We start from the raw sequence: 20861 nt of genomic DNA on the forward strand, positions 1-20861 counted from the left end.
CGATGGATACCCAGAGCCTGACCACATTCCTCGAGAACGCCGAGGCCCCCGCCGAGGCCCCGGCACTGGTGGCCTATACCGAGGCCGGCGAGCAGCACTATACCCGTCGCCAGCTCTTCGAGGCCGCTCGGCGTGTGGCCAGCGAACTGACCGCGGCAAAACTGGGCCCGGGTGATCAGATCATGATCATCGCCGCCAACAGCCCGGCCTGGGTGATCACCGCGCTGGGGGTGCTCAAGGCCGGTTGCACCCTGGTCCCGGTGGACGCGCAAATGCGCGGGGCCGATCTACAGCATGTCCTCGACGACGCCGCACCGGCGCGCATCTATGCCGACCCGGCCGTCATCGACAGCGACATCCAGTGGCCGGGCCCATCGCCCCAACCCCTGCCCGCGCCGCCCCCCGGAGCAGACACGGTCGAGTCGTCTGCCCTCCCGGTACAGCTTCCCGACGGCGCGGATACGGCGGTGATTTTCTACACCTCTGGCACCACCGGCCCCCCGAAAGGGGTGCCGTTGAGCCACACCAACCTTCTCAGCAATGTCCAGGGCCTCATCGCCGAGGGCATCGCCCGGCCGGATGATCGGATCCTGCTGCCACTGCCCCTGCACCATGTCTATCCGTTCAGCATCGGGCTGCTGACCGTCATCGGCCTGGGGGCGACACTCATCATGCCGCGTTCGCTGGTCGGCCCCCGGATTGCCGGGGCCCTCTACCAGAGCCGGGCCACCATCCTGCTGGGGGTGCCGCGACTCTACGAGGCGCTCTGGCAAAGGCTCGAGGCCAGACTCACCGACGGCCGTCGCTGGCGTGGGCGTGTGCTCGAATGGCTGATGACCGGCGCCCAGTGGTGCCGGCGCAGGACCGGCCTTCATCCGGGACGCTGGCTATTCCGTCCAGTGATCAAGCGCCTGGCGCCCACGCTGCGACTGGCGGTGAGCGGGGGGGCGGCGCTCGACCCGGGGCTGGGGCGACGGCTGCAGACGCTGGGCTGGCAGGTTGCAACCGGCTACGGGCTGACCGAAACCTCGCCCATCCTCACCCTCAATCCGCCCGGAGAAGCCCGGCTGGAGACCGCCGGCCGCCCCCTGCCCGGTGTGTCGCTGCGCATCATCGACGGCGAGGTCTGCGCCCGGGGGGACAATGTCTTTGAGGGCTACCGCGGCAGCCCGACCGGCGATGGCCCCATCGACGCCGATGGCTGGCTGCATACCGGCGATGCGGGGTGGATCGACGACGATGGCTTTTTGCATCTGCAAGGCCGGTTGTCCGCCACCATCGTGCTGCCCGGGGGCGAGAACATCGATCCCGAGCGCATCGAGCGGGTGCTCAATGCGCAACCGGCCCTGCGGGAGACCGGGGTACTGGCGGATGACGATCGGCTCGCTGCCGTTGTCGTGCCCGAACCCGACCACGACCCGGCCGACGCCGAGGCGGCGGTGACCGCGGCGGCCCGTCAGTTACCCGGCCACCATGCCATCGCCCGGATACAGGTCAGCGTTGACCCCCTGCCCCGCACCCGTCTGGGTAAACTGCGACGCCCCCATCTCAAGCGCCGCTATGAGGCGCTGGCCGCCGGCACGCAGCCCCCGCGCGCCGAACCCATCGCCATCGAGGCGATGATGCCCGAGGATCAGGCCCTGCTGAGTGATCCGGTGGCCGGTAAAACCTGGGATTACCTCGCGTCACGCTTTGCCGACCGGCGTCTTACACCCGATAGCCACCTTCATCGCGATCTGGATATCGATTCGCTGGGCTGGATTGACCTGGCGCTTGCGCTTCGCGAGCAAAGCGGCGTCGAGTTGGCCGACGAGGCCATTGCCGAAGTCACCACGGTCCGTGACCTGCTGCAGGCGGTCATCCAGGCCCGGGAGGTCGAGCCCGATGCCGACGGCTCCCATCTGGTGGCATCCCTCCAGCAGCCGGCGTCGTTGCTCGATGATCGCGACCAACGGGCCCTGGCCCCTCGTGGGGTGCTGCGTCATCTGGCCGCCCGGGTGGTCCTCGCCGGTTGCCTTTTGATCAGTCGTCGCTATGCCCGCATCGAGGTCGAGGGAGAATGGCCGGAGCTCTCGGGCTGTCTGATCACACCCCGGCACCTCAGCGCCTTTGATCCGATCGTGCTCACCGCCATTCTGCCCCGCCGGCATCTGCCGGGGCTATTCTGGGCCGGGTGGACGGGGCTGTTGTTCAGCACCGCGCTGCGTCGTCGCTTTAGTGACATTGCCCGCATCCTGCCCATCGACCCGGGCTCGGCGCCGCGCCGCAGCCTGGCACTGGCGGCGGCCTGTCTCGAGCGCCGCCATCCGCTGGTCTGGTTTCCGGAAGGCGAGCGCCATACCGGCGAGGGCCTTGGTGACCTTCGCCCGGGCATCGGGATGCTGCTCAAGGCCCAGCCGCGGCCGGTGGTGCCGGTCTGGATCGAGGGGACGGATCAGGTATTGCCGGTCGGACAACTCTGGCCGCGACGTGGCCGGGTGGTGATCCGCATTGGCGCGCCCATCGAGCCGGGTGAGGATGGTGCCGATGAGCGAGCGATCGTGGCCCGCATCGAGCAGGCCATGCGCTCGCTGTCGTCATCGGCGCGTGCCGATTAAAACGGGATGTCGTCGTCGAAGTCGTCCGCCGGTGCGGCCTGAGGCGCCGGCTCGGCACTGGCCGCCGGTGCCGACTGATCCATGCCACCGCTCTGGGGGGCGCCCCCCATACCGCCGCCGGCACCATCGAGCATCTGCATGTCGTTGACCACTACCTCGGTGGTGTAACGATCCTGCCCATCCTGACCCTGCCATTTGCGGGTCTGTAGCCGACCCTCGGCATACACCTTCGAGCCCTTTTTCAGATACTCGCCGGCGATTTCGGCAAGCCGGCCAAAGAAAACGAGCCGGTGCCATTCGGTGCGCTCTTGCTGCTCACCGGTCTGACGATCCTTCCACTGATCGGTGGTGGCAACCCGGGCATTGGTGATGGCGCTGCCGGCGGCGGAATAGCGCACCTCCGGATCGGCCCCCAGATTGCCAATGAGAATGACCTTATTCACTCCACGAGCCATATTGACCTCCCTTGACGGATGACCGGGCGATTTCGACCGCCCGCTTGACCTCTGCACTCTACCCGTTCGGCGAACAAAGCCAAACGCCTTACGACGGACGGTTAACGCAGATCGATGTAGCCCAGCGACTCGAGCTTGAGCAGCACCTGTTGGGCCGCCTCGTCCGGCGTGCAGTCGGTGGTATCGATCCGCAGCTCCGGTTCCACCGGGGCCTCGTAGGGGTCATCAATCCCCGTGAACCCGGTAATCTGTCCCGCCCGCGCCTTGGCGTAGAGCCCCTTGCGATCGCGACGCTCGCACTCCTCGATGGGCGTGGCCACGTGGATTTCGATAAACCCGCCGTTGGCGGCCTCGACCATCGCCCGCACATCCCGGCGTGTCGAGGCATAGGGGGCGATCGGCGCGCAGATTGCCGCCCCGCCGTTGCGGGTGATCTCGGCGGCAACAAAGCCGATGCGGCGAATGTTGAGATCGCGGTGTTCCTTGGAAAAGCCCAGCTCGCTGGAGAGGTGCTTGCGCACCACATCGCCATCCAGCAGGGTGACCGCCCGGCCGCCCCGCTCCATTAACTTGACCATGACCGCATTGGCCACGGTGGACTTGCCCGAGCCCGAAAGCCCGGTGAAAAAAAGCGTGAACCCCTGGCGCGCGCGGGGCGGATAGGTCCGCCGCAGCTCCGCCACCACCTCGGGGTAGCCGAACCAGTCGGGGATCTCGAGCCCCTCCCGCATTCGGCGGCGAAACTCGGTCCCGGAGATGTTCATCACCGTCTCGCGTGCTTCGTCCACTTCGTCGATGGGGGCATACCCGGCCCGCTCCTGGACGTAGACCATCATCCGAAACGGCACCATTTCGATGCCGAGCTCCGCGGCATGCTCGGTGACAAGCGCCTGGGCGTCATAGGGGCCGTAGATCTCGTCGCCCTGACTGTCCTTGCCGGGGCCGGCATGATCGCGACCCACGATGAAATGCGTACAGCCGTAGTTGCGGCGGATGATGGCATGCCAGACCGCTTCACGCGGCCCTCCCATGCGCATGGCAAGCGGCAGAAGGGACAGCGCGGTGGTCTGCTCGGGGTATTTCTTGAGGACATGCTCGTAGCAGCGCACCCGTGAGTAATGGTCCACATCACCCGGCTTGGTCATGCCCACCACCGGGTGGATCAGCAGATTGGCCTCGGCCTGTCGCGCCGCCAGAAAGGTCAGTTCGACATGGGCGCGATGCATGGGGTTGCGGGTCTGAAAGGCCACCACCCGCCGCCATCCGCTGCGTGCAAAGCGGGCCCGGGTCTCGGCCGGGGTAAGCCGCAGATGCGGGAAATCATAATGCGACGGCAGCTCGAGCGCCTCGACCCGGCCGCCCAGATACACCGGATGACTGCGCTGCAGCAGGTAGGCCGCGCCCGGGTGCGCGGTATCACGGGTGCCAAAAACCGCCTCGGCCTCGGCCGCACGGTCCGGCCGCCAGGTATCCGATACGGTGAGGATGGCAAGCGCCACACCCTCGGGATCGCGAAGGACCACCTGGTCGCCGGTGGCCAGGCGGCCGGCAAACGCCTCGCTGACATCCAGCGTAATGGGCATGGGCCAGAGGGTGCCGTCGGCAAGCCGCATGTCGGTGACGACCCGCTCGTAGTCGGCCTGGTTCATAAAACCATCCAGCGGCGAAAACCCGCCGTTGGCCAGCAGCTCCAGGTCGCAGAGCTGTCGCTCGGTGAGGTCCCAGCCGGGCAGCTCGAGTGCCCGTCCCCGGGCCTCATCGGCAGCCGCCGCGTCCAGTCTCAGGTCCTTGAGGGTGCCGCCATAGGGCGGTATCAAATCACTCATGGGGTCTCCATTTGATCCGCTTGGGCGCGGAAATCCGCCGGTGGCCGCAGTCCCAGGGCCACTACCAGCCATATCGCCGCGGCGATGGCACAAAAAACAAACACGCCGGAGACGCCAAAGGCGCCCTGAATCATCCCGCCCAGCAGCCCACCGAGGAATGCCCCCATGAACTGCGCGGTGGCATACACCCCCAGCGCCGTCCCACGCAGGCCCGCCGGCGAAAAGCGCGTCAAAAGCGATGGCAGGCTGGCCTCGAGGGTGTTGAACCCGACAAAAAACACAAAAAGGGCCAGCACCACCAACCAAAGCTGATGGGAAAAGCCGGCCAGGAGCAGATCGGCGGCGATCACCAGAATGGCCACGCCGGCGAGAAGGCGATGAAGGATGCGACGTCGCTCGCCGATGCTGATCAAAAGCCCCATCCCGCCGACCGACAGCACCAGAACCGGCACATAGACCATCCAGTGATCACCCCGGCCGATCCCCAGCCGCTGCTCGAGGATGATTGGCAGCACGACAAAGCTGGCGGTGAGCACTAGATGCAGCACCAGCACCCCGAGATCAAGCCTGAGTAAATCCGGGTGCCGGAGCACCACCGGCAAGCCACCCGCCCGGGCGTTGACCTCGGGACGAAAGCGGGCCTCGCCACCGGCGGGCACTAATAAAAACAAAAGCAGCATCGCCAACACCGCAAAGCCGGCGGTGGTCCAGAACACCCCGGGCAGCCCCAGCCCGGCGGCAACCGCCGGGGCGATCAGCAGCGCGGCCAGAAAAGCGGCCCCGACACTGATGCCGATCAGCGCCATGGTCTTGGTGCGCTGCTGCTCGCGGGTGAGATCGGCGGCCAGCGCCATCACCGCGGCGGCGATGGCGCCACAACCCTGCAGGGCCCGGCCCGCGATGACGCCGACAATGCTCTCGGCCTCGGCGGCCACCCCACTGCCGGCGGCAAACAACAGCAAGCCGAGCATGATGACCGGACGACGGCCGATGCGATCGGAGAGCATGCCGAATGGGATCTGCAACACGGCCTGGGTCAGGCCATAGGCGCCGATGGCAAGGCCAATGAGCGTCGGCGTCGCGCCCGCCAGGTCCTGGCCGTAGAGGGCGAACACCGGCAGGATCAAAAACAGCCCCAGCATGCGCAGCCCAAAGATAATGGACAATCCAGCGGTGGCCCGGCGTTCGTCGGTGGTCATCGGCCCGGCGCCGGATCCGCTCTTCCCGTGCACTGCTGCTCCCGCTCGGTCGGTCTTGATCAACGGCGGTATACTAACAAATTGTTTTGACCGGAAAGCCCATGGACGCCATCGTCATTGAGGGGGCGCGTACCCATAACCTGCGCGACCTCCATCTCAAGCTGCCGCGCGGTCGGTTGATCGTTATCACCGGGCTGTCCGGCTCGGGCAAGTCCTCGCTGGCTTTCGACACCCTGTATGCCGAGGGCCAGCGCCGGTATGTCGAGTCCCTCTCGGCCTACGCCCGGCAGTTTCTCTCGATGATGGAAAAGCCCGATGTCGACCGCATCGAGGGCCTTTCACCGGCCATCGCCATCGAGCAGAAATCCACCTCGCACAATCCGCGCTCGACCGTGGGCACGGTCACCGAGATCCACGACTATCTGCGTCTGCTCTTTGCCCGGGCCGGCACACCCTACTGCCCGGATCATGGCCATGCCCTCGAAGCCCAGAGTGTCAGCGAGATGGTCGACCAGATCATGGGCCTGGAAGACGAACGGCGACTCATGCTGCTGGCGCCGGTGGTCCGGGATCGCCGGGGCGAACACCGCGAGACCCTCGCCGAGCTGCGTCGTCAGGGATTCATCCGGGTCCGGGTGGACGGCGAGGTAGTCGAACTCGACGAGCTGGAGCGGCTCGACGGTCAGCGCAGCCATCGCATCGAAGCGGTGGTCGATCGCTTTCGGGTGCGTGGCGATATTGCCACCCGCCTGGCCGATTCGCTCGAGACCTGCCTGGCGCTGGGCGATGACATGGCCTGTCTAGCGGATATCGATGATCCGACCTGGCCCGAACGGGTCTTCTCGGCCCGGTATGCCTGTCCGGAATGCGGCTATGCGCTGGATGCGCTCGAGCCCCGGCTTTTTTCGTTCAACAGCCCCCATGGGGCTTGTCCCGACTGCGAAGGCCTGGGGGTGGAGCAGTTCTTCGACCCCGAGCGCATCGTCCGCCAGCCCTCGCTGTCGCTGGCCGGTGGCGCGGTCCGGGGCTGGGATCGACGCAATGCCTACTACGGCCAGATCATCAATGACCTCGCCAACCACTACGGCTTTGACGTCGACACTCCCTGGCAGTCACTGCCCGAGTCGATCCGCCAGATTATCCTCTATGGCAGCGGCGAAGAGGCCATCGACTTCCACTATGCCGGCAGCCGCGGCGGCCGGGCGGTAAGCCAGCATCCCTTCGAAGGGGTGGTGAACAACATGGCCCGGCGCTACCGCGAGACCGACTCGGCGGCGGTCCGCGAGGAGCTCGGGCGTTTTCTGACCCGCCGCGTCTGCCCGGCCTGCAGCGGCTCGCGGCTTACCCAGGCGGCGCGTCATGTCCGGGTCGGGGCGTGGGATCTGCCCGCCATCAACCGGCTTTCGGTCGGTGCGGCGGCCGAGGTGTTCGACGACCTGGGGCTCACGGGCGCCCGGGCCACCATTGCCGAGGGGATTATTGGTGAAATCGGCCAGCGGCTGCGGTTTCTCAACAATGTGGGGCTGGACTATCTGAGTCTCGATCGCAGCGCCGAGACCCTCTCGGGCGGCGAGGCGCAGCGCATCCGGCTGGCCAGTCAGATCGGCGCGGGGCTGGTGGGGGTGATGTATGTCCTCGATGAGCCCTCCATCGGGCTGCACCAGCGGGATAATGAGCGCCTGCTCGACACCCTGCGCCACCTGCGCGATCTGGATAATACGGTGATTGTGGTCGAGCATGACGAGGAGGCGATCCGCGCCGCCGATTACGTCCTCGACATGGGCCCCGGGGCCGGCCGCGAGGGGGGTGCCATTGTCGCCGCCGGCACACCGGACGAGGTCATGGCGCATCCAGGGTCACTGACCGGCGATTTCCTCTCGGGCCGACGCACCATCCCCGTCCCGCGGCGCTTTCCGCCCGGCGAGAAGGCCATTACGCTGCGTGGCGCCCATGGCCATAACCTCCAGTCGCTGGATGTCACCCTGCCACTGGGGCTGATGATCGGGATCACCGGCGTTTCCGGCTCCGGCAAATCGACGCTGATCAATGACACCCTCTATCCGGTGGCCGCCCACCGACTCAACGGGGCCGCAGCGGCATCGGTGGACTGCGATGCGGTCGAGGGGCTCGAGCATCTGGACAAGGTGGTGGATATCGACCAGAGCCCGATCGGCCGGACCCCACGATCCAATCCGGCCACCTATACCGGATTGTTCACCCCCATCCGCGAGCTTTTTGCCGCCACCGCCGAGGCCCGCTCGCGCGGATACGGCCCCGGGCGATTCAGCTTCAACCTCAAGGGCGGCCGCTGCGAGGCCTGTCAGGGTGAGGGGGTCACCCGGGTGGCCATGCATTTTCTGCCGGATATCTTTGTCCCTTGCGATATCTGCGAAGGCCGACGCTATAACCGCGAGACCCTGGAGATCCGTTACCGGGGCTACAACATGGCCGAAGTCCTGGCGCTGCGTGTCAGCGAGGCGGCCGAGGTCTTCGCCAGCATCCCGGTGCTGGCCCGCAAGCTCGAGACCCTCATGGAGGTGGGGCTGGGTTATGTGCAACTCGGCCAGAGCGCCACCACGCTATCCGGCGGCGAGGCCCAGCGCGTGAAGCTGGCTCGCGAGCTTTCCCGACGCGGCACCGGCCAGACCCTCTACATACTGGATGAGCCCACCACCGGCCTGCATTTCCAGGACATCGCCCAGCTGTTGGGCGTGTTGCAACGGCTTCGGGATGAGGGCAATACCCTGGTGGTCATCGAGCACAACCTCGATGTCATCAAAAGCTGCGACCACCTCATCGACCTGGGCCCCGAGGGGGGCAGTGGCGGCGGCCGGGTCATGGCCACCGGCACCCCGGAGGCCGTGGCCCGATGCCCGGATTCGCATACCGGACGGTTCCTTGCTGAGGTACTGGATACAAAAAGGCCGGCCCCGGGTTAACGGCGCCGGCCTGTGTGCGCGGACGATTGACCGCCACGGATTCAGGGCAGGAGGTGCTTCACCGCGTCGCGCTCCTCGACGAGCTCCTGCTCGGTGGCGTTCATCCGCTCGCGCGAGAAATCATCCACATCCAGCCCCTGGACGATCTCGTAACGGCCATCCACGCAGCGAACCGGGAAAGAATAAATGATGCCCTCGCTGATGCCATAGCTGCCATCGGACGGGATGGCCATGCTGACCCAATCATCTGCAGGAGTGCCCAGGGTCCAGTCGCGCATGTGATCGATGGCGGCACTGGCTGCCGAGGCCGCGCTGGACTGCCCCCGGGCCTTGATGATGGCCGCGCCCCGCTGCTGCACCGTGGGGATGAAGCTCTCTTCCAGCCAGCTCTGGTCGACCTGATCAGCCGCCGGTGTGCCCGCCACGGTGGCGTGGCTGATATCCGGATACTGGGTGGCCGAGTGGTTGCCCCAGATGGTCATGCGCTTGATGTCGGTGACATGGCTGGAGGTCTTGTTGCCAAGCTGCGCCAGCGCCCGGTTGTGGTCGAGCCGGGTCATGGCCGTAAAGCAGCGTGGATCCAGATCCGGCGCATTGCGCTGGGCGATCATGGCGTTGGTGTTGGCCGGATTACCCACAGCCAGCACGCGCACGTTCCGGCTTGCCACATCGTTGATGGCCTTGCCCTGCGCCGAGAAGATGGCGGCGTTGGCCTCGAGCAGGTCCTTGCGCTCCATGCCCGGCCCCCGGGGCTTGGCGCCCACAAGCAGAATGTAGTCGGCGTCCTTGAACGCCTCTTCGGCCTGATCACTGGCACTCATCCCCGCGACCAGCGGAAACGCGCAATCCTCGAGTTCCATCATCACGCCCTGCACGGCGTCCATCGCCGGCGGCACCTCGAGTAGCTGAAGGACAACCGGCTGATCCGGGCCGAGCATATCGCCCGAGGCAATGCGAAACAGAAGGCTGTAACCGATCTGGCCGGCTGCGCCGGTGACCGCGACACGAACAGGTGCTTTCATGCAATCCCCTCCCTAGAGCCTGATCAAGAGGCTTCGGCCACCGCTTCGTCGTCCGGCTCGTCGGTGACTGCCTCGGCAGCGGGTCGATCCACCAGCTCCACGAAGGCCATGGGCGCGTTATCCCCGGCCCGAAACCCGGCCTTTAGGATACGCAGATAGCCCCCGGGGCGTTCCTGGTAGCGCGGCCCCAGCTCATCAAACAGCTTGCTGACCGCTTCTTTGTTGCGCAGCCGGGCAAACGCCAGCCGCCGGTTCGCCACCGTGTCTTTGCGACCGAGGGTGATCAGCGGCTCTGCCACCCGGCGAAGCTCCTTGGCCTTGGGCAGCGTGGTACGGATCGCCTCGTGCTCGATCAGCGATGCCGACATGTTACGGAACATCGCCTGACGGTGGGCGCTGTTGCGGTTGAGTTTCCTTCCGGACTTGCGATGTCGCATGCCGCTACCCCTTAACCTGTTGCCCGGTCGCGACCCGCGAGGCTGGCCGGCGGCCAGTTCTCGAGACGCATACCCAGCTGAAGCCCGTTCTGTGCCAGGACTTCCTTGATTTCGTTGAGTGATTTCTTGCCAAGGTTCGGTGTTTTGAGCAGCTCGACCTCGGTCTTCTGCACCAGATCACCCACATAGTGGATGGCCTCGGCCTTGAGGCAGTTGGCAGAACGTACCGTGAGCTCCAGATCATCGATGGGCCGAAGCAGCACCGGATCCACCTCGGGCTCTTGCCGCTTGGGCGCCACCTCGCTCTCGCCGCCTTCCAGGTCGACGAATACCGAAAGCTGGTCCCGCAGCACGCCCGCGGCCAGGCGAATCGCCTCTTCCGGCTCGATCACCCCACTGGTCTCGATATCCATGACCAGTTTGTCCAGATCGGTCCGCTGCTCGACACGGGCGCTTTCTACGTTGTAGGCCACCCGACGCACCGGACTGTAGGTCGCATCCAGCGCCAGACGGCCAATGGTGCGCTCTTCCTCTGGATCCCGGGCGGTCGACGGCTCGTAGCCCCGGCCACTGCCGATGGTAATGGACATGCTGATCTCGCCCTCCTGGGTGAGATTACAGATCACCAGCTCGGGGTTTTTGACCTCGACGTTCTGCTCGGCGGCGATGTCGGCGGCCGTCACCACACCGGGGCCTTTTTTCTGCAGCCGCAGGGTGGCCTCATCGCGGCCGGTCAGCCGCACCGCCAGGTTCTTGAGGTTGAGCAGAATGTCGACGACATCCTCCTGAACCCCTTCGATGGCGGTGTACTCATGGAGCACGCCATCGATTTCGACCTCGGTGACCGCATAACCCGGCATCGAGGAGAGCAACACCCGCCGCAGCGCGTTGCCCAGCGTGTGACCGAAACCGCGCTCCAGGGGCTCCAACGTGATCCGCGCGCGCTTGTCGCTGACCGCGTCCACATCGACCACCCGAGGTTTAAGGAAATCCTTAAACTGACCCTGCATGTAAAACACTCCTGCTCGGCAAAGACGCCAATCGCGCCTTTACTTGGAATAAAGCTCGACGATCAGATGCTCGTTGATCTCGGCGGCAAGATCCGCGCGATCCGGCAACTGCTTGAACGTCCCCTTGAATGCCTTGGTATCCACCTCGAGCCACTCGGGGATGCCGCTCTGCTGGGCCATCTCGATGGCCGCCTGGATGCGCAGCTGTTTCTGCGCCCGCTCGCGGATGCTTACCGTCTGGCCGGGCTTGACCTCCGCGGAGGCCACGTTGGTCACGCGCCCGTTGTGCTCCACCGCGCGATGGGCGACCAACTGACGCGCCTCGGCGCGGGTCGCCGCAAAGCCCATCCGGTAGACCACGTTGTCCAGCCGCGACTCGAGCAGCTGCAGCAGGTTCTCGCCGGTATTGCCTTTCCGGCGGTCCGCCTCTTTGTAGTACTTGCGGAACTGACGCTCGAGCACGCCGTACATCCGGCGGACTTTCTGCTTTTCACGCAGCTGCAGACCATAGTCGGAGATCTTGCCCCGGCGCTGGCCGTGCTGCCCCGGCGGTGTGTCGAGCTTGCACTTGCTGTCGAGCGGGCGGACGCCGCTTTTCAGGTAAAGGTCAGTGCCCTCACGGCGGGCCAGCTTGCAAGTCGGTCCGATGTACCGTGCCATTGATTAAACCCCTGCTTAGACGCGCCGCTTTTTAGGCGGCCGGCATCCGTTGTGCGGAATGGGTGTCACGTCCTCGATGTTCGTGACCCGATAACCCACGTTGTTCAGTGCGCGGACCGCCGACTCCCGCCCCGGGCCCGGTCCCTTGACGCGCACCTCCAGGTTCTTGAGCCCGTAATCCTTGGCCGCCTCGCCGGCGCGCTCCGATGCCACCTGGGCGGCAAAGGGCGTGCTCTTGCGCGAACCGCGGAAGCCACTGCCGCCAGCACTGGCCCAGGCGAGGGCGTTGCCCTGACGGTCGGTGATGGTGATCACGGTGTTGTTAAAGGTCGCGTTGACGTGCGCGATCCCGTCGACAACCGTGCGCTTGACGCGCTTGCGGGTGCGGGTGGTCGGCTTGGCCATGTCTGCTCAGTCCTGTTAGTTGTTAGCGGGTAACGGCGCGCCGCGGCCCCTTGCGGGTGCGGGCGTTGGTCTGGGTGCTCTGACCCCGGACCGTCATGCCGCGCCGATGCCGGATGCCTCGGTAGCAGCCCATGTCCATCAAACGCTTGATATCCATGGCCACCTGACGACGCAGGTCGCCTTCGACGGCGTATTCGTTGACCGCTGCGCGGATCTTTTCGAGCTCGTCATCGTTGAGCTCGCTGACCTTGCGGTCCGGAGCCACCGATGCCGTTTGACAGATTTGCGCCGCACGCGTCCGCCCCACCCCGTAGATCGAGGTCAGCGCGATTACCGTGTGCTTGTTGGCGGGGATATTGACGCCAGCAATACGGGCCATGAGCCGTTACTCCGAATTTGTTCTTTTCTCGCGGAAACCCGCTAGTGTAGCCGGGTTATCCGATTGGGTTCAAGCCGAAAGCGATGGACGATCAGCCCTGACGCTGCTTGTGCCGGGCATCCGAGCAGATCACACGGACGGTGCCGCCCCGCTTGATGACCTTGCAGTTCCGGCAGATTTTCTTAACCGATGCCCTTACCTTCATCGTCCTGTCTCCGAGTGTTCTGTCGCCCCGCAAAAGGGCGCGAATATTAGCAAAGACCGTGCCGCCATGCACGGTCGGTCATTGTCTCTAGCGCAGCATGCCGCCGCCGGCACCCCCATGCGCCTGGAGGTTGGCCTTTTTCATCAACGGCTCGTACTGATGCGAAACCAGATGGGCCTGGAGCTGGGACATGAAATCCATAACCACCACCACGATGATCAAAAGGGATGTCCCGCCAAAATAGAACGGCACGTTCCAGTACAGAATGAGGAACTCCGGCAGCAGACACACCGCGGTGATGTAACCCGCCCCGACCAAGGTGAGCCGTGTCATCACCTTGTCGATGTAGCGCGAGGTCTGCTCACCCGGGCGAACCCCCGGGATGAACGCGCCGGAGCGCTTGAGATTATCGGCGGTATCCCGCGAGTTGAACACCAGCGCGGTGTAGAAAAAACAAAAGAAGATGATCGCCGCGGCATAAAAGGCGATGTACAGCGGCTGCCCCGGGCTCAGGGTCTGGCCCAGGCGCTGCATCCAACTAAGCCCCTCCATCTCGCCGAACCACTGCCCGATGGTGGCGGGAAAGAGGATGATGCTGGAGGCAAAAATCGCTGGGATGACGCCGGCCATGTTGATCTTGAGCGGCAGATGGCTGGTCTGCCCGGCATACATCTTGCGGCCCTGCTGACGACGGGCGTAGTTCACCGTGATGCGACGCTGGCCGCGCTCCATGAACACGATGAACCAGATCACACCCATCGCCAATGCCAGCAGGATCAAGACCGTCGGGATCCCCAGCTCGCCGGTGCGCGTAAGCTCGAGGGTGCCCCCCAGCGCCGCCGGCAGCCCGGCGACGATGCCGGCGAAGATGATCAACGAGATGCCATTGCCGATGCCGCGCTCGGTGATCTGCTCGCCAAGCCACATCAGGAACATGGTGCCGGTAACAAGGGTGACTGTGCCGATGAACACAAAGCTCGGCCCGGGGCTCAGGACAACGCCCTGATTCTGCAGTGCCACCGTAATCCCGATCCCCTGAACCAGTGCCAGGCCCAGGGTGCCGTAGCGCGTGTACTTGGTGATCTGCCGGCGACCCTGCTCACCCTCCTTGCGGAGCTGTTGCAGCGAGGGGATCACCGCGGTCATCAACTGCATGATGATCGATGCCGAGATATAGGGCATCACCCCGAGGGCGAAGATCGACAAACGACCCAGCGCGCCACCGGAGAACATGTTGAACATATCCAGGATGGTGCCGGCCTGTTGTTCGAACATCTCGGCGAGTGCGGCCTGGTCAATCCCCGGAATGGTGATATGGGCGCCCAGCCGATAGATCACCAGTGCCAGCACGACAAACGTCAGCCGCTGGCGGACCTCGGTCAGCCGACCCAGTCCGCCCATGGCTCCCGCCGTTGCGCCGGGTCCCGCCACTTAGGCCTCGACCTTGCCGCCGGCCTTCTCGATGGCGGCCCGCGCACCGGCGGTGGTGCGCACACCCTCGACGGTCAGGCTGCGGCTCACCTCGCCCGAGGCGATGATCTTGACCGAGCGTGCGTTGCGAGTGATCAGCCCGGCGGCCCGAAGGGTCGCCATCGAGACCACGTCCCCCTCAACGGCGCCGAGTTCCGAGAGCCGGATTTCGGCCACGTACTGGCCTTTGCGCGAGCGAAACCCGACCTTGGGCACCCGCCGCTGGAGCGGCATCTGACCGCCCTCAAATCCCACCTTGTGGAAGCCGCCGCTGCGGGCTTTCTGGCCCTTGTGACCGCGCCGGGCAGTCTTCCCCATGCCCGATCCGGCCCCGCGTCCGACGCGCTCGGCGTCAGGCCGGGACCCCTCGGCGGGGCGGAGTTTGTTCAGTCGCATGCCTCAGACCTCCTCGACCGCGAGCATGTAGTTGACCTTGTTGATCATGCCCCGGTTCTCCGGTGTATCCGCCACGACGACGCTGTGATGCATCCGACGCAGCCCAAGCCCCGCGACGCAGGCCTTGTGCCCGGCCAGGCGCCCGGACAGGCTGCGCACCAGGGTCACGCGTAACTGCTTTGCCTTTGCCATGATCAGCCCTGCACCTCTTCGACGGTCTTGCCCCGCTTGGCGGCGACAAGCTCCGGCGAGCTGTAGCCACTCAGTCCGTTGATCGTCGCCCGGACCACATTGACCGGGTTGCGCGAGCCGATGGCCTTGGCCAGCACGTCCTGCACACCGACCACCTCGAAGACCGCGCGCATGGCGCCCCCGGCGATGATGCCCGTGCCCTCGGAGGCCGGCTGCATGAATACCTTGCTCGAGCCATGGTTGGCGGTGATCGGATACTGCAGCGTCGGCCCGCTGAGATTGACGGTGCGCATGTTCTGCCGTGCCTTTTCCATGGCTTTCTGGATGGCCAGCGGCACTTCGCGCGCCTTGCCATACCCAAAGCCAACCGCGCCTTCTCCGTCACCGACCACGGTCAGGGCGGTAAAGCCGAACTGCCGTCCGCCCTTGACCACCTTGGCCACGCGGTTAATCGTGACGAGCTTCTCGCGAAGGCCCTCGCCGCTTACATCACTGGTCGCCATCGCCTACGTGCCTCTGTTCAGAATTTGAGTCCGGCTTCGCGGGCCGCATCGGCAATCGCCTGCACCCGCCCGTGATACTTGAAGCCCGAGCGGTCGAAGGCCACCTCGGTGATCCCGGCCGCCGATGCCCGCTCGGCAATGACGCGGCCAACCGCTTTGGCTGCCTCGATATTGCCGCCATTGCTCAGTTCGCCGCGGACGTCCTTCTCGAGCGTCGAGGCGGCCACCAGCGTGCGACTGGCATCGCTGGAAATCACCTGAGCATAGGTGTGGCGCGGCGTCCGGTGGATGGTCAACCGAACCGTCCCCAGCTCCCGCATCTTGGCCCGCGCCTTGCGCGCCCGCCGCTGTCTTGCTGCCTTCTTCTCCATCGCCATTACTTCTTCTTGGCTTCTTTCATGATGACTCGCTCATCGGCATACCGAACGCCCTTGCCCTTGTAGGGTTCCGGCGGACGGTAGGCGCGGATCTCCGCCGCCACCTGGCCGACCTGCTGCTTGTCGATACCCTTGATCACGATCTCGGTGTTGCTGGGCGTCTCGACGCTGATGCCCTCGGGCACCGAGTAGTCCACCGGGTGGGAAAACCCGAGCGTGAGATTGAGCTTATTGCCCTGGGCCTGGGCCCGATAGCCCACACCCACCAGCTGGAGGCGTTTTTCAAACCCCTCGCTGACACCCCGGACCATGTTGTTGACCAGTGCCCGGGTGGTCCCCGCCAGCGCCACTGCATCCTGGCGCTTCTGGTTGGCGGCAAACGTCAGCGTCTGCTCTTGCTGCCCCACATCCACCCAATCGTGGATGGTATGGGCCAGCTCGCCCTTGCTGCCTTTGACCTTGATCTCGCGATCGGCGCCAAGGTTGACCTCGACACCGCTCGGGATGGTCACTGGGTTGTTCGCTACTCTCGACATGACGTGCTCGCCCCGTCGTTAAAACACAACGCAGAGGACTTCGCCGCCATGGCCGGCATCACGTGCCGCCTTGTCGGTCATAACCCCCTGCGAGGTGGAAATAATGGCAGTCCCGAGTCCGCCGCGGACCCGCGGCAGTGACCGCTTGCCCTCGAAGCGGCGCAGGCCCGGCCGGCTCACCCGTTGGATCTCCTCGATCACGGGCCGCCCTTCGTAGTACTTCAACGACACCACCAGCGAGGGTTTTTTCTCGTCGCCCTCGGTGCGGTAGTCGTGAATGTAACCTTCATCCTTCAGCACCCGGGCGATAGCGGTCTTCAACTTGGAAGCCGGCATTGTCACCTCGGTCTTCTCGGCGGACTGACCGTTGCGAATGCGGGTCAGCATATCCGCGATGGGATCGGTCATGCTCATGTTCGCGTCACCTGGTTCCTTGCCTGATTACCCTTGCCCATGCCAATCACCAGCTGGACAGCTTCAGGCCGGGGATCTCACCGCGCATGGCGGCCTGGCGGAGCATGTTCCGGGCGAGACCGAACTTGCGGTAGTAACCCCGCGGCCGTCCCGAGACATTGCACCGGTTGCGCCCACGCACCGGGCTGGCGTTCCGGGGCAGATTCTGCAACTGCTCCTGGGCCGCCGCCCGCTCCTCGTCCGAGGATCCGGGGCTGCGAATAATTTCCTTGAGCTCGGCGCGCTTGGTCGCGTATTTGTTGCGAAGCCGCTCGCGCTTGAGCTCACGCTGGACCATGGAAACCTTGGCCATTTCCTGCCCTCTTTACTTCCGGAAAGGAAAGCCAAAACCCTCGAGCAGGGCCTGGGCTTCCTCGTCCGTTTCTGCGGTCGTGCCAATCGAGACATCCATGCCGCGAATGGCGTCGATCTTGTCGAATTCGAGCTCCGGGAACACCAACTGTTCCTTGAGCCCGACGTTGTAGTTGCCACGCCCATCAAACGACCGCGGCGAAAAACCCCGAAAGTCCCGAATCCGCGGGGCGGCGATGTTGATCAGCCGGTCGAGGAACTCGTACATCCGCTCCCGCCGCAGCGTGACCTTGACACCGATCGGCCAGTTCTCGCGGATCTTGAATCCGGCTACGGCCTTGCGCGTGTAGGTGACAATGGGCTTCTGGCCGGCGAGCGCCGCCAGGTCCTCTGCCGCATTGTCGATCACCTTCTTGTCGCGAACCGCCTCACCGAGACCCATATTGATCACGATCTTCTCGAGCCGCGGCACCTGCATGGCATTGGCGTACTCGAAGCGCTGGGATAGCGCCGAGATGATTTCGCTGTTGTATTGTTCCCGCAATCTGGCCATCACGGCACCCTAGTCAATCGGATTGTTGTCGGATTTGAAAAAGCGCACCTTGCTGCCGTCTTCCTCGACACGGACGCCGACGCGGTCGGCCTTGCCCGTATTGGGGTTGTAGATGGCAACGTTCGAGCGGTGCAGCGGCATTTCCTTTTCGATGATCCCGCCGGCGTCGTTCGCCTGGGGGTTGGCCCGCCGGTGCTTTTTCACCATGTTTGCATTCTCGACCACCACGCGGTCCCGCTCGGGGATGACCCGGGTGATGCGGCCGCGCCGGCCCTTGTCCTTGCCGGCAATGACCATCACTTCGTCACCGGTTCTGATCTTGCGCATGACTTACAGCACCTCCGGAGCAAGCGAGATAATCCGCATGAAACGCTCGGTGCGCAGCTCCCGTGTCACCGGCCCGAACACGCGGGTGCCAATGGGCTGGAGGTTGTTGTTCAACAACACCGCTGCGTTGCCGTCAAAGCGGATCAGCGATCCGTCCTGGCGGCGGACACCGCGCCGGGTGCGAACCACGACCGCCGAGTAGACCTCACCTTTTTTGACACGCCCCCGGGGGATCGCATCCTTGACGCTTACCTTGATGATGTCGCCGATGCCGGCGTAGCGACGCTTCGAGCCGCCCAGCACCTTAATGCACTGAACCTCCCGCGCCCCGCTGTTATCCGCCGCGCCAAGCAGCGTCTGCATCTGAATCATGGCGATTAGCTCTCTGTATGTTCGTTGCTTATTGCGCTTGCCGGACCAGCACTTCCACCAGACGCCAGCTCTTGCGCTTGGATAGCGGCCGGCACTCTTCGACAGCCACCCAGTCGCCCTTATGGCAACTGTTGTCCTCGTCGTGGGCCTGGACCTTGGTGGTCTGGCGGATGTACTTGCCATACAGCGGGTGCTGCACCTGGCGTTCGACCGCCACCGTGATCGTCTTGTTCATGGCCGTGCTGATCACCCGACCATTGACCGTGCGCTTGACGCTTTTTGTCTCGCTCATGCCGTTTCGCCTGCCTTGATCTTCTCGTTGATCACGGTCTTGATGCGGGCGATATCCCGCCGCACCCGTGTCATCTGATCGGGCCGCGCCAGCTGCCCGGTCGCCTGCTGCATGCGCAGGTTGAACTGCTCTTTGCGCTTCTCCAGCAGCTCGGCCTCCAGGGCCTTGATGTCCTTATCGCGCAACTCGCTTGCCTTCATCACATCGCCGTCCGTTCAACGAAGCGGGTCTGCACCGGAAGCTTGGCGGCAGCACGGCGGAACGCCTCGCGCGCCACCTCTTCGGAAACCCCTTCGATTTCGTAAATCACCCGACCCGGCTGAACCTTCGCGGCCCAGTGATCGACGTTGCCCTTGCCCTTGCCCTGACGGACTTCCAGGGGCTTGGAGGTCACCGGCGTGTCCGGAAAGATCCGGATCCAGATCTTGCCGCCACGCTTGACGTGACGGTTGATCGCCCGGCGCCCCGCCTCGATCTGCCGCGCGGTCACCGGCCCGCGCGTCGTCGACTTGAGCCCGAACTCGCCGAAGTTGACCTTGTCGCCGCGGCTCGCGAGACCGGTATTCCGGCCTTTCTGCTGCTTGCGGAATTTGGTGCGTTTTGGCTGCAACATGCCTGTCTGACTCCCTTGCTACCGCCTCAGCCGGCCGCGGCCCGCTGATTGGGCGCGGTGTCTGTATCGAGGATTTCGCCCTTGAACACCCAGACCTTGACCCCGATGACGCCGTAGGTGGTCTTTGCCTCGGCAAACCCGTAGTCGATGTCGGCACGCAGGGTATGCAACGGCACGCTGCCCTCGTGGTAGCGCTCGGTCCGGGCGATCTCGGCGCCGTTGAGCCGACCACCCACCTGGATCTTGATGCCCTGGGACCCGAGCCGCATGGCATTACCCACCGCCCGCTTCATGGCACGCCGGAACATAATCCGACGCTCGAGCTGCTGGGCCACGCTCTCGGCCACCAGCTGGGCGTCGAGCTCGGGCTTGCGGATTTCCTCGATGTTGACGTGCACCGGGATGCCCATGCGCTGGGTCAGCTCCCGACGCAGCCGGTCGATGTCCTCGCCCTTTTTGCCAATCACAATGCCCGGCCGGGCCGTGTGAATGGTGATCAGCGCGTTCTTGGCCGGCCGCTCGATGCGGATCCGGCTGATCGATGCATGCGACAGCCGGGCGCGAATGAACTCGCGAATCCGGTGATCGGTATGCAGCTGATCGCCAAACCGATTGCTGTCGGCGTACCACATGGATCGCCACTCCTCGGTGATACCGAGCCGGAAACCCGTGGGATGAACCTTATGACCCATGCCTTGACCCCTAGTCCTCGGCTACCGCCACAACGATGTGGCTGGTGCGCTTGAGAATACGATTTGCCCGGCCCTTCGCCCGGGGCTGAATGCGCTTGTACATCGGCCCTTCATCCACCTGGATACGGGCGATGCGCAATTCATCAATGTCGGCGCCGTTGTTGTGCTCGGCGTTGGCGATCGCCGAATCGACAACTTTGCGCACAATGCCGGCCGCCTTGCGCGGACTGAACTCGAGGATTTCGAGCGCCCGGCCGACAGGCAGCCCGCGGATCTGATCAGCCACCAGCCGCACTTTCTGCGGCGAGATGATGGCGTATCGAAGTTTGGCCGCGGTCTCCATTGCTTACCTCTTCGCCTTTTTGTCGGCGTCATGACCCTTGAAGGTCCGCGTCGGCGCAAACTCGCCGAGCTTGTGTCCGACCATGTTTTCGTTGACGAGCACCGGCACGTGCTGGCGCCCGTTGTGCACGGCAATGGTCAGCCCGACCATTTCCGGCACCACCATGGAGCGACGCGACCAGGTCTTGATCGGACGCTTGCTGTTGGCCTCTGCCGCCTGCTGAACCTTCTTCAGCAAGTGGGTATCAATAAACGGGCCTTTACGAATCGAGCGTGGCACAGTTCATCCACCCCTGT

At 64.7% G+C, this 20861-nt stretch carries 29 protein-coding genes; 2 read left to right on the forward strand and 27 right to left on the reverse strand.

Annotated features, from left to right (window positions below):
* The first annotated feature begins 2 nt into the window (after window positions 1-2).
* Entirely contained in the window at window positions 3-2597 is a 2595-nt protein-coding gene (locus tag V6X73_RS02640; RefSeq protein ID WP_367957869.1) for an AMP-binding protein, read from the forward strand.
* Here the strand turns inward: V6X73_RS02640 and ssb are convergent.
* From ssb to V6X73_RS02655, 3 genes are all read right to left on the reverse strand, one after another.
* Window positions 2594-3052: a single-stranded DNA-binding protein gene (ssb, locus tag V6X73_RS02645; RefSeq protein WP_367957868.1), complete on the reverse strand. Its 459-nt coding sequence runs from the start codon at window positions 3050-3052 to the stop codon at window positions 2594-2596. The genes V6X73_RS02640 and ssb overlap by 4 nt on opposite strands.
* 101 nt (window positions 3053-3153) lie before the next feature.
* Complete coding sequence (locus V6X73_RS02650; protein ID WP_367957867.1) at window positions 3154-4878, reverse strand: bifunctional sulfate adenylyltransferase/adenylylsulfate kinase; 1725 nt, start codon at window positions 4876-4878, stop codon at window positions 3154-3156.
* Window positions 4875-6077: an MFS transporter gene (locus V6X73_RS02655; protein WP_367957866.1), complete on the reverse strand. Its 1203-nt coding sequence runs from the start codon at window positions 6075-6077 to the stop codon at window positions 4875-4877. The genes V6X73_RS02650 and V6X73_RS02655 overlap by 4 nt, the downstream gene beginning before the upstream one ends.
* 101 nt (window positions 6078-6178) lie before the next feature.
* Between V6X73_RS02655 and uvrA the strand changes: the two genes are divergently transcribed.
* The gene (gene uvrA / locus V6X73_RS02660) at window positions 6179-9016 is read left to right on the forward strand and encodes an excinuclease ABC subunit UvrA (RefSeq protein WP_367958375.1); all 2838 of its coding nucleotides are present in this window, start codon (window positions 6179-6181) and stop codon (window positions 9014-9016) included.
* A 41-nt stretch (window positions 9017-9057) separates the two neighbouring features.
* On the opposite strand, the gene V6X73_RS02665 is transcribed toward uvrA, so the two are convergent.
* The 24 genes from V6X73_RS02665 to rpsS form a co-directional block, all read right to left on the reverse strand.
* Window positions 9058-10038: a malate dehydrogenase gene (locus V6X73_RS02665; RefSeq protein ID WP_367957865.1), complete on the reverse strand. Its 981-nt coding sequence runs from the start codon at window positions 10036-10038 to the stop codon at window positions 9058-9060.
* A gap of 23 nt (window positions 10039-10061) precedes the next feature.
* A complete protein-coding gene (gene rplQ / locus V6X73_RS02670) occupies window positions 10062-10475 on the reverse strand; it encodes a 50S ribosomal protein L17 (RefSeq protein WP_367957864.1) in 414 nt (137 codons plus the stop codon).
* An 11-nt stretch (window positions 10476-10486) separates the two neighbouring features.
* Window positions 10487-11485 (reverse strand): DNA-directed RNA polymerase subunit alpha, encoded by a 999-nt coding sequence (locus V6X73_RS02675; protein WP_367957863.1) that lies wholly within the window; start codon window positions 11483-11485, stop codon window positions 10487-10489.
* Between the two features lie 39 nt (window positions 11486-11524).
* Entirely contained in the window at window positions 11525-12145 is a 621-nt protein-coding gene (rpsD, locus tag V6X73_RS02680) for a 30S ribosomal protein S4 (RefSeq protein ID WP_367957862.1), read from the reverse strand.
* Window positions 12146-12160: 15 nt separating this feature from the next.
* A complete protein-coding gene (gene rpsK, locus V6X73_RS02685; protein WP_367957861.1) occupies window positions 12161-12550 on the reverse strand; it encodes a 30S ribosomal protein S11 in 390 nt (129 codons plus the stop codon).
* Between the two features lie 22 nt (window positions 12551-12572).
* On the reverse strand, window positions 12573-12929 hold the full coding sequence (rpsM, locus tag V6X73_RS02690; RefSeq protein WP_367957860.1) for a 30S ribosomal protein S13: 357 nt from the start codon (window positions 12927-12929) through the stop codon (window positions 12573-12575).
* Between the two features lie 91 nt (window positions 12930-13020).
* A complete protein-coding gene (gene rpmJ, locus V6X73_RS02695; protein WP_367957859.1) occupies window positions 13021-13134 on the reverse strand; it encodes a 50S ribosomal protein L36 in 114 nt (37 codons plus the stop codon).
* Between the two features lie 87 nt (window positions 13135-13221).
* On the reverse strand, window positions 13222-14535 hold the full coding sequence (gene secY / locus V6X73_RS02700) for a preprotein translocase subunit SecY (protein ID WP_367957858.1): 1314 nt from the start codon (window positions 14533-14535) through the stop codon (window positions 13222-13224).
* Window positions 14536-14565: 30 nt separating this feature from the next.
* Window positions 14566-15000 carry a 50S ribosomal protein L15 gene (rplO, locus tag V6X73_RS02705; RefSeq protein WP_367957857.1) on the reverse strand — a complete coding sequence of 145 codons (435 nt, stop codon included), beginning with the start codon at window positions 14998-15000 and terminating at the stop codon, window positions 14566-14568.
* A 3-nt stretch (window positions 15001-15003) separates the two neighbouring features.
* A complete protein-coding gene (rpmD, locus tag V6X73_RS02710; protein ID WP_367957856.1) occupies window positions 15004-15192 on the reverse strand; it encodes a 50S ribosomal protein L30 in 189 nt (62 codons plus the stop codon).
* A gap of 2 nt (window positions 15193-15194) precedes the next feature.
* Window positions 15195-15695 (reverse strand): 30S ribosomal protein S5, encoded by a 501-nt coding sequence (gene rpsE, locus V6X73_RS02715; protein WP_367957855.1) that lies wholly within the window; start codon window positions 15693-15695, stop codon window positions 15195-15197.
* A gap of 17 nt (window positions 15696-15712) precedes the next feature.
* Window positions 15713-16066, reverse strand: coding sequence for a 50S ribosomal protein L18 (gene rplR / locus V6X73_RS02720; RefSeq protein WP_367957854.1), 354 nt, complete (start codon window positions 16064-16066; stop codon window positions 15713-15715).
* Between the two features lie 5 nt (window positions 16067-16071).
* Window positions 16072-16608, reverse strand: a complete 537-nt coding sequence (gene rplF / locus V6X73_RS02725) for a 50S ribosomal protein L6 (protein ID WP_367957853.1) — start codon at window positions 16606-16608, stop codon at window positions 16072-16074.
* Window positions 16609-16626: 18 nt separating this feature from the next.
* Window positions 16627-17022 carry a 30S ribosomal protein S8 gene (rpsH, locus tag V6X73_RS02730; protein WP_367957852.1) on the reverse strand — a complete coding sequence of 132 codons (396 nt, stop codon included), beginning with the start codon at window positions 17020-17022 and terminating at the stop codon, window positions 16627-16629.
* A gap of 46 nt (window positions 17023-17068) precedes the next feature.
* Complete coding sequence (gene rpsN / locus V6X73_RS02735) at window positions 17069-17374, reverse strand: 30S ribosomal protein S14 (protein WP_367957851.1); 306 nt, start codon at window positions 17372-17374, stop codon at window positions 17069-17071.
* 12 nt (window positions 17375-17386) lie between these two features.
* Window positions 17387-17926 (reverse strand): 50S ribosomal protein L5, encoded by a 540-nt coding sequence (gene rplE / locus V6X73_RS02740; RefSeq protein ID WP_367957850.1) that lies wholly within the window; start codon window positions 17924-17926, stop codon window positions 17387-17389.
* A 9-nt stretch (window positions 17927-17935) separates the two neighbouring features.
* Window positions 17936-18253: a 50S ribosomal protein L24 gene (gene rplX / locus V6X73_RS02745; RefSeq protein WP_367957849.1), complete on the reverse strand. Its 318-nt coding sequence runs from the start codon at window positions 18251-18253 to the stop codon at window positions 17936-17938.
* Window positions 18254-18256: 3 nt separating this feature from the next.
* The gene (gene rplN, locus V6X73_RS02750) at window positions 18257-18625 is read right to left on the reverse strand and encodes a 50S ribosomal protein L14 (protein ID WP_367957848.1); all 369 of its coding nucleotides are present in this window, start codon (window positions 18623-18625) and stop codon (window positions 18257-18259) included.
* Window positions 18626-18653: 28 nt separating this feature from the next.
* The gene (gene rpsQ / locus V6X73_RS02755; protein ID WP_367957847.1) at window positions 18654-18917 is read right to left on the reverse strand and encodes a 30S ribosomal protein S17; all 264 of its coding nucleotides are present in this window, start codon (window positions 18915-18917) and stop codon (window positions 18654-18656) included.
* Window positions 18914-19117, reverse strand: a complete 204-nt coding sequence (rpmC, locus tag V6X73_RS02760; protein ID WP_367957846.1) for a 50S ribosomal protein L29 — start codon at window positions 19115-19117, stop codon at window positions 18914-18916. Before rpmC ends, rpsQ begins: the two co-directional genes overlap by 4 nt.
* On the reverse strand, window positions 19117-19530 hold the full coding sequence (gene rplP, locus V6X73_RS02765; RefSeq protein WP_367957845.1) for a 50S ribosomal protein L16: 414 nt from the start codon (window positions 19528-19530) through the stop codon (window positions 19117-19119). Before rplP ends, rpmC begins: the two co-directional genes overlap by 1 nt.
* A gap of 26 nt (window positions 19531-19556) precedes the next feature.
* Window positions 19557-20222 carry a 30S ribosomal protein S3 gene (gene rpsC / locus V6X73_RS02770; protein ID WP_367957844.1) on the reverse strand — a complete coding sequence of 222 codons (666 nt, stop codon included), beginning with the start codon at window positions 20220-20222 and terminating at the stop codon, window positions 19557-19559.
* Between the two features lie 10 nt (window positions 20223-20232).
* Window positions 20233-20565, reverse strand: coding sequence for a 50S ribosomal protein L22 (rplV, locus tag V6X73_RS02775; RefSeq protein WP_367957843.1), 333 nt, complete (start codon window positions 20563-20565; stop codon window positions 20233-20235).
* Window positions 20566-20568: 3 nt separating this feature from the next.
* On the reverse strand, window positions 20569-20844 hold the full coding sequence (rpsS, locus tag V6X73_RS02780; RefSeq protein ID WP_367957842.1) for a 30S ribosomal protein S19: 276 nt from the start codon (window positions 20842-20844) through the stop codon (window positions 20569-20571).
* Window positions 20845-20861 lie beyond the last annotated feature (17 nt).

Source organism: Spiribacter pallidus (genome assembly GCF_040838495.1).
GTDB classification, from domain to species: Bacteria; Pseudomonadota; Gammaproteobacteria; order Nitrococcales; family Nitrococcaceae; genus Spiribacter; species Spiribacter pallidus.

What these genes read in the sequence shown, in the direction of transcription:
- V6X73_RS02640 (WP_367957869.1), top strand. Translation starts at nt 3, where the DNA reads ATGGATACCCAGAGCCTGACCACATTCCTCGAGAACGCCGAGGCCCCC.
- ssb (WP_367957868.1), bottom strand. Translation starts at nt 3,052, where the DNA reads ATGGCTCGTGGAGTGAATAAGGTCATTCTCATTGGCAATCTGGGGGCC.
- V6X73_RS02650 (WP_367957867.1), bottom strand. Translation starts at nt 4,878, where the DNA reads ATGAGTGATTTGATACCGCCCTATGGCGGCACCCTCAAGGACCTGAGA.
- V6X73_RS02655 (WP_367957866.1), bottom strand. Translation starts at nt 6,077, where the DNA reads ATGACCACCGACGAACGCCGGGCCACCGCTGGATTGTCCATTATCTTT.
- uvrA (WP_367958375.1), top strand. Translation starts at nt 6,179, where the DNA reads ATGGACGCCATCGTCATTGAGGGGGCGCGTACCCATAACCTGCGCGAC.
- V6X73_RS02665 (WP_367957865.1), bottom strand. Translation starts at nt 10,038, where the DNA reads ATGAAAGCACCTGTTCGTGTCGCGGTCACCGGCGCAGCCGGCCAGATC.
- rplQ (WP_367957864.1), bottom strand. Translation starts at nt 10,475, where the DNA reads ATGCGACATCGCAAGTCCGGAAGGAAACTCAACCGCAACAGCGCCCAC.
- V6X73_RS02675 (WP_367957863.1), bottom strand. Translation starts at nt 11,485, where the DNA reads ATGCAGGGTCAGTTTAAGGATTTCCTTAAACCTCGGGTGGTCGATGTG.
- rpsD (WP_367957862.1), bottom strand. Translation starts at nt 12,145, where the DNA reads ATGGCACGGTACATCGGACCGACTTGCAAGCTGGCCCGCCGTGAGGGC.
- rpsK (WP_367957861.1), bottom strand. Translation starts at nt 12,550, where the DNA reads ATGGCCAAGCCGACCACCCGCACCCGCAAGCGCGTCAAGCGCACGGTT.
- rpsM (WP_367957860.1), bottom strand. Translation starts at nt 12,929, where the DNA reads ATGGCCCGTATTGCTGGCGTCAATATCCCCGCCAACAAGCACACGGTA.
- rpmJ (WP_367957859.1), bottom strand. Translation starts at nt 13,134, where the DNA reads ATGAAGGTAAGGGCATCGGTTAAGAAAATCTGCCGGAACTGCAAGGTC.
- secY (WP_367957858.1), bottom strand. Translation starts at nt 14,535, where the DNA reads ATGGGCGGACTGGGTCGGCTGACCGAGGTCCGCCAGCGGCTGACGTTT.
- rplO (WP_367957857.1), bottom strand. Translation starts at nt 15,000, where the DNA reads ATGCGACTGAACAAACTCCGCCCCGCCGAGGGGTCCCGGCCTGACGCC.
- rpmD (WP_367957856.1), bottom strand. Translation starts at nt 15,192, where the DNA reads ATGGCAAAGGCAAAGCAGTTACGCGTGACCCTGGTGCGCAGCCTGTCC.
- rpsE (WP_367957855.1), bottom strand. Translation starts at nt 15,695, where the DNA reads ATGGCGACCAGTGATGTAAGCGGCGAGGGCCTTCGCGAGAAGCTCGTC.
- rplR (WP_367957854.1), bottom strand. Translation starts at nt 16,066, where the DNA reads ATGGAGAAGAAGGCAGCAAGACAGCGGCGGGCGCGCAAGGCGCGGGCC.
- rplF (WP_367957853.1), bottom strand. Translation starts at nt 16,608, where the DNA reads ATGTCGAGAGTAGCGAACAACCCAGTGACCATCCCGAGCGGTGTCGAG.
- rpsH (WP_367957852.1), bottom strand. Translation starts at nt 17,022, where the DNA reads ATGAGCATGACCGATCCCATCGCGGATATGCTGACCCGCATTCGCAAC.
- rpsN (WP_367957851.1), bottom strand. Translation starts at nt 17,374, where the DNA reads ATGGCCAAGGTTTCCATGGTCCAGCGTGAGCTCAAGCGCGAGCGGCTT.
- rplE (WP_367957850.1), bottom strand. Translation starts at nt 17,926, where the DNA reads ATGGCCAGATTGCGGGAACAATACAACAGCGAAATCATCTCGGCGCTA.
- rplX (WP_367957849.1), bottom strand. Translation starts at nt 18,253, where the DNA reads ATGCGCAAGATCAGAACCGGTGACGAAGTGATGGTCATTGCCGGCAAG.
- rplN (WP_367957848.1), bottom strand. Translation starts at nt 18,625, where the DNA reads ATGATTCAGATGCAGACGCTGCTTGGCGCGGCGGATAACAGCGGGGCG.
- rpsQ (WP_367957847.1), bottom strand. Translation starts at nt 18,917, where the DNA reads ATGAGCGAGACAAAAAGCGTCAAGCGCACGGTCAATGGTCGGGTGATC.
- rpmC (WP_367957846.1), bottom strand. Translation starts at nt 19,117, where the DNA reads ATGAAGGCAAGCGAGTTGCGCGATAAGGACATCAAGGCCCTGGAGGCC.
- rplP (WP_367957845.1), bottom strand. Translation starts at nt 19,530, where the DNA reads ATGTTGCAGCCAAAACGCACCAAATTCCGCAAGCAGCAGAAAGGCCGG.
- rpsC (WP_367957844.1), bottom strand. Translation starts at nt 20,222, where the DNA reads ATGGGTCATAAGGTTCATCCCACGGGTTTCCGGCTCGGTATCACCGAG.
- rplV (WP_367957843.1), bottom strand. Translation starts at nt 20,565, where the DNA reads ATGGAGACCGCGGCCAAACTTCGATACGCCATCATCTCGCCGCAGAAA.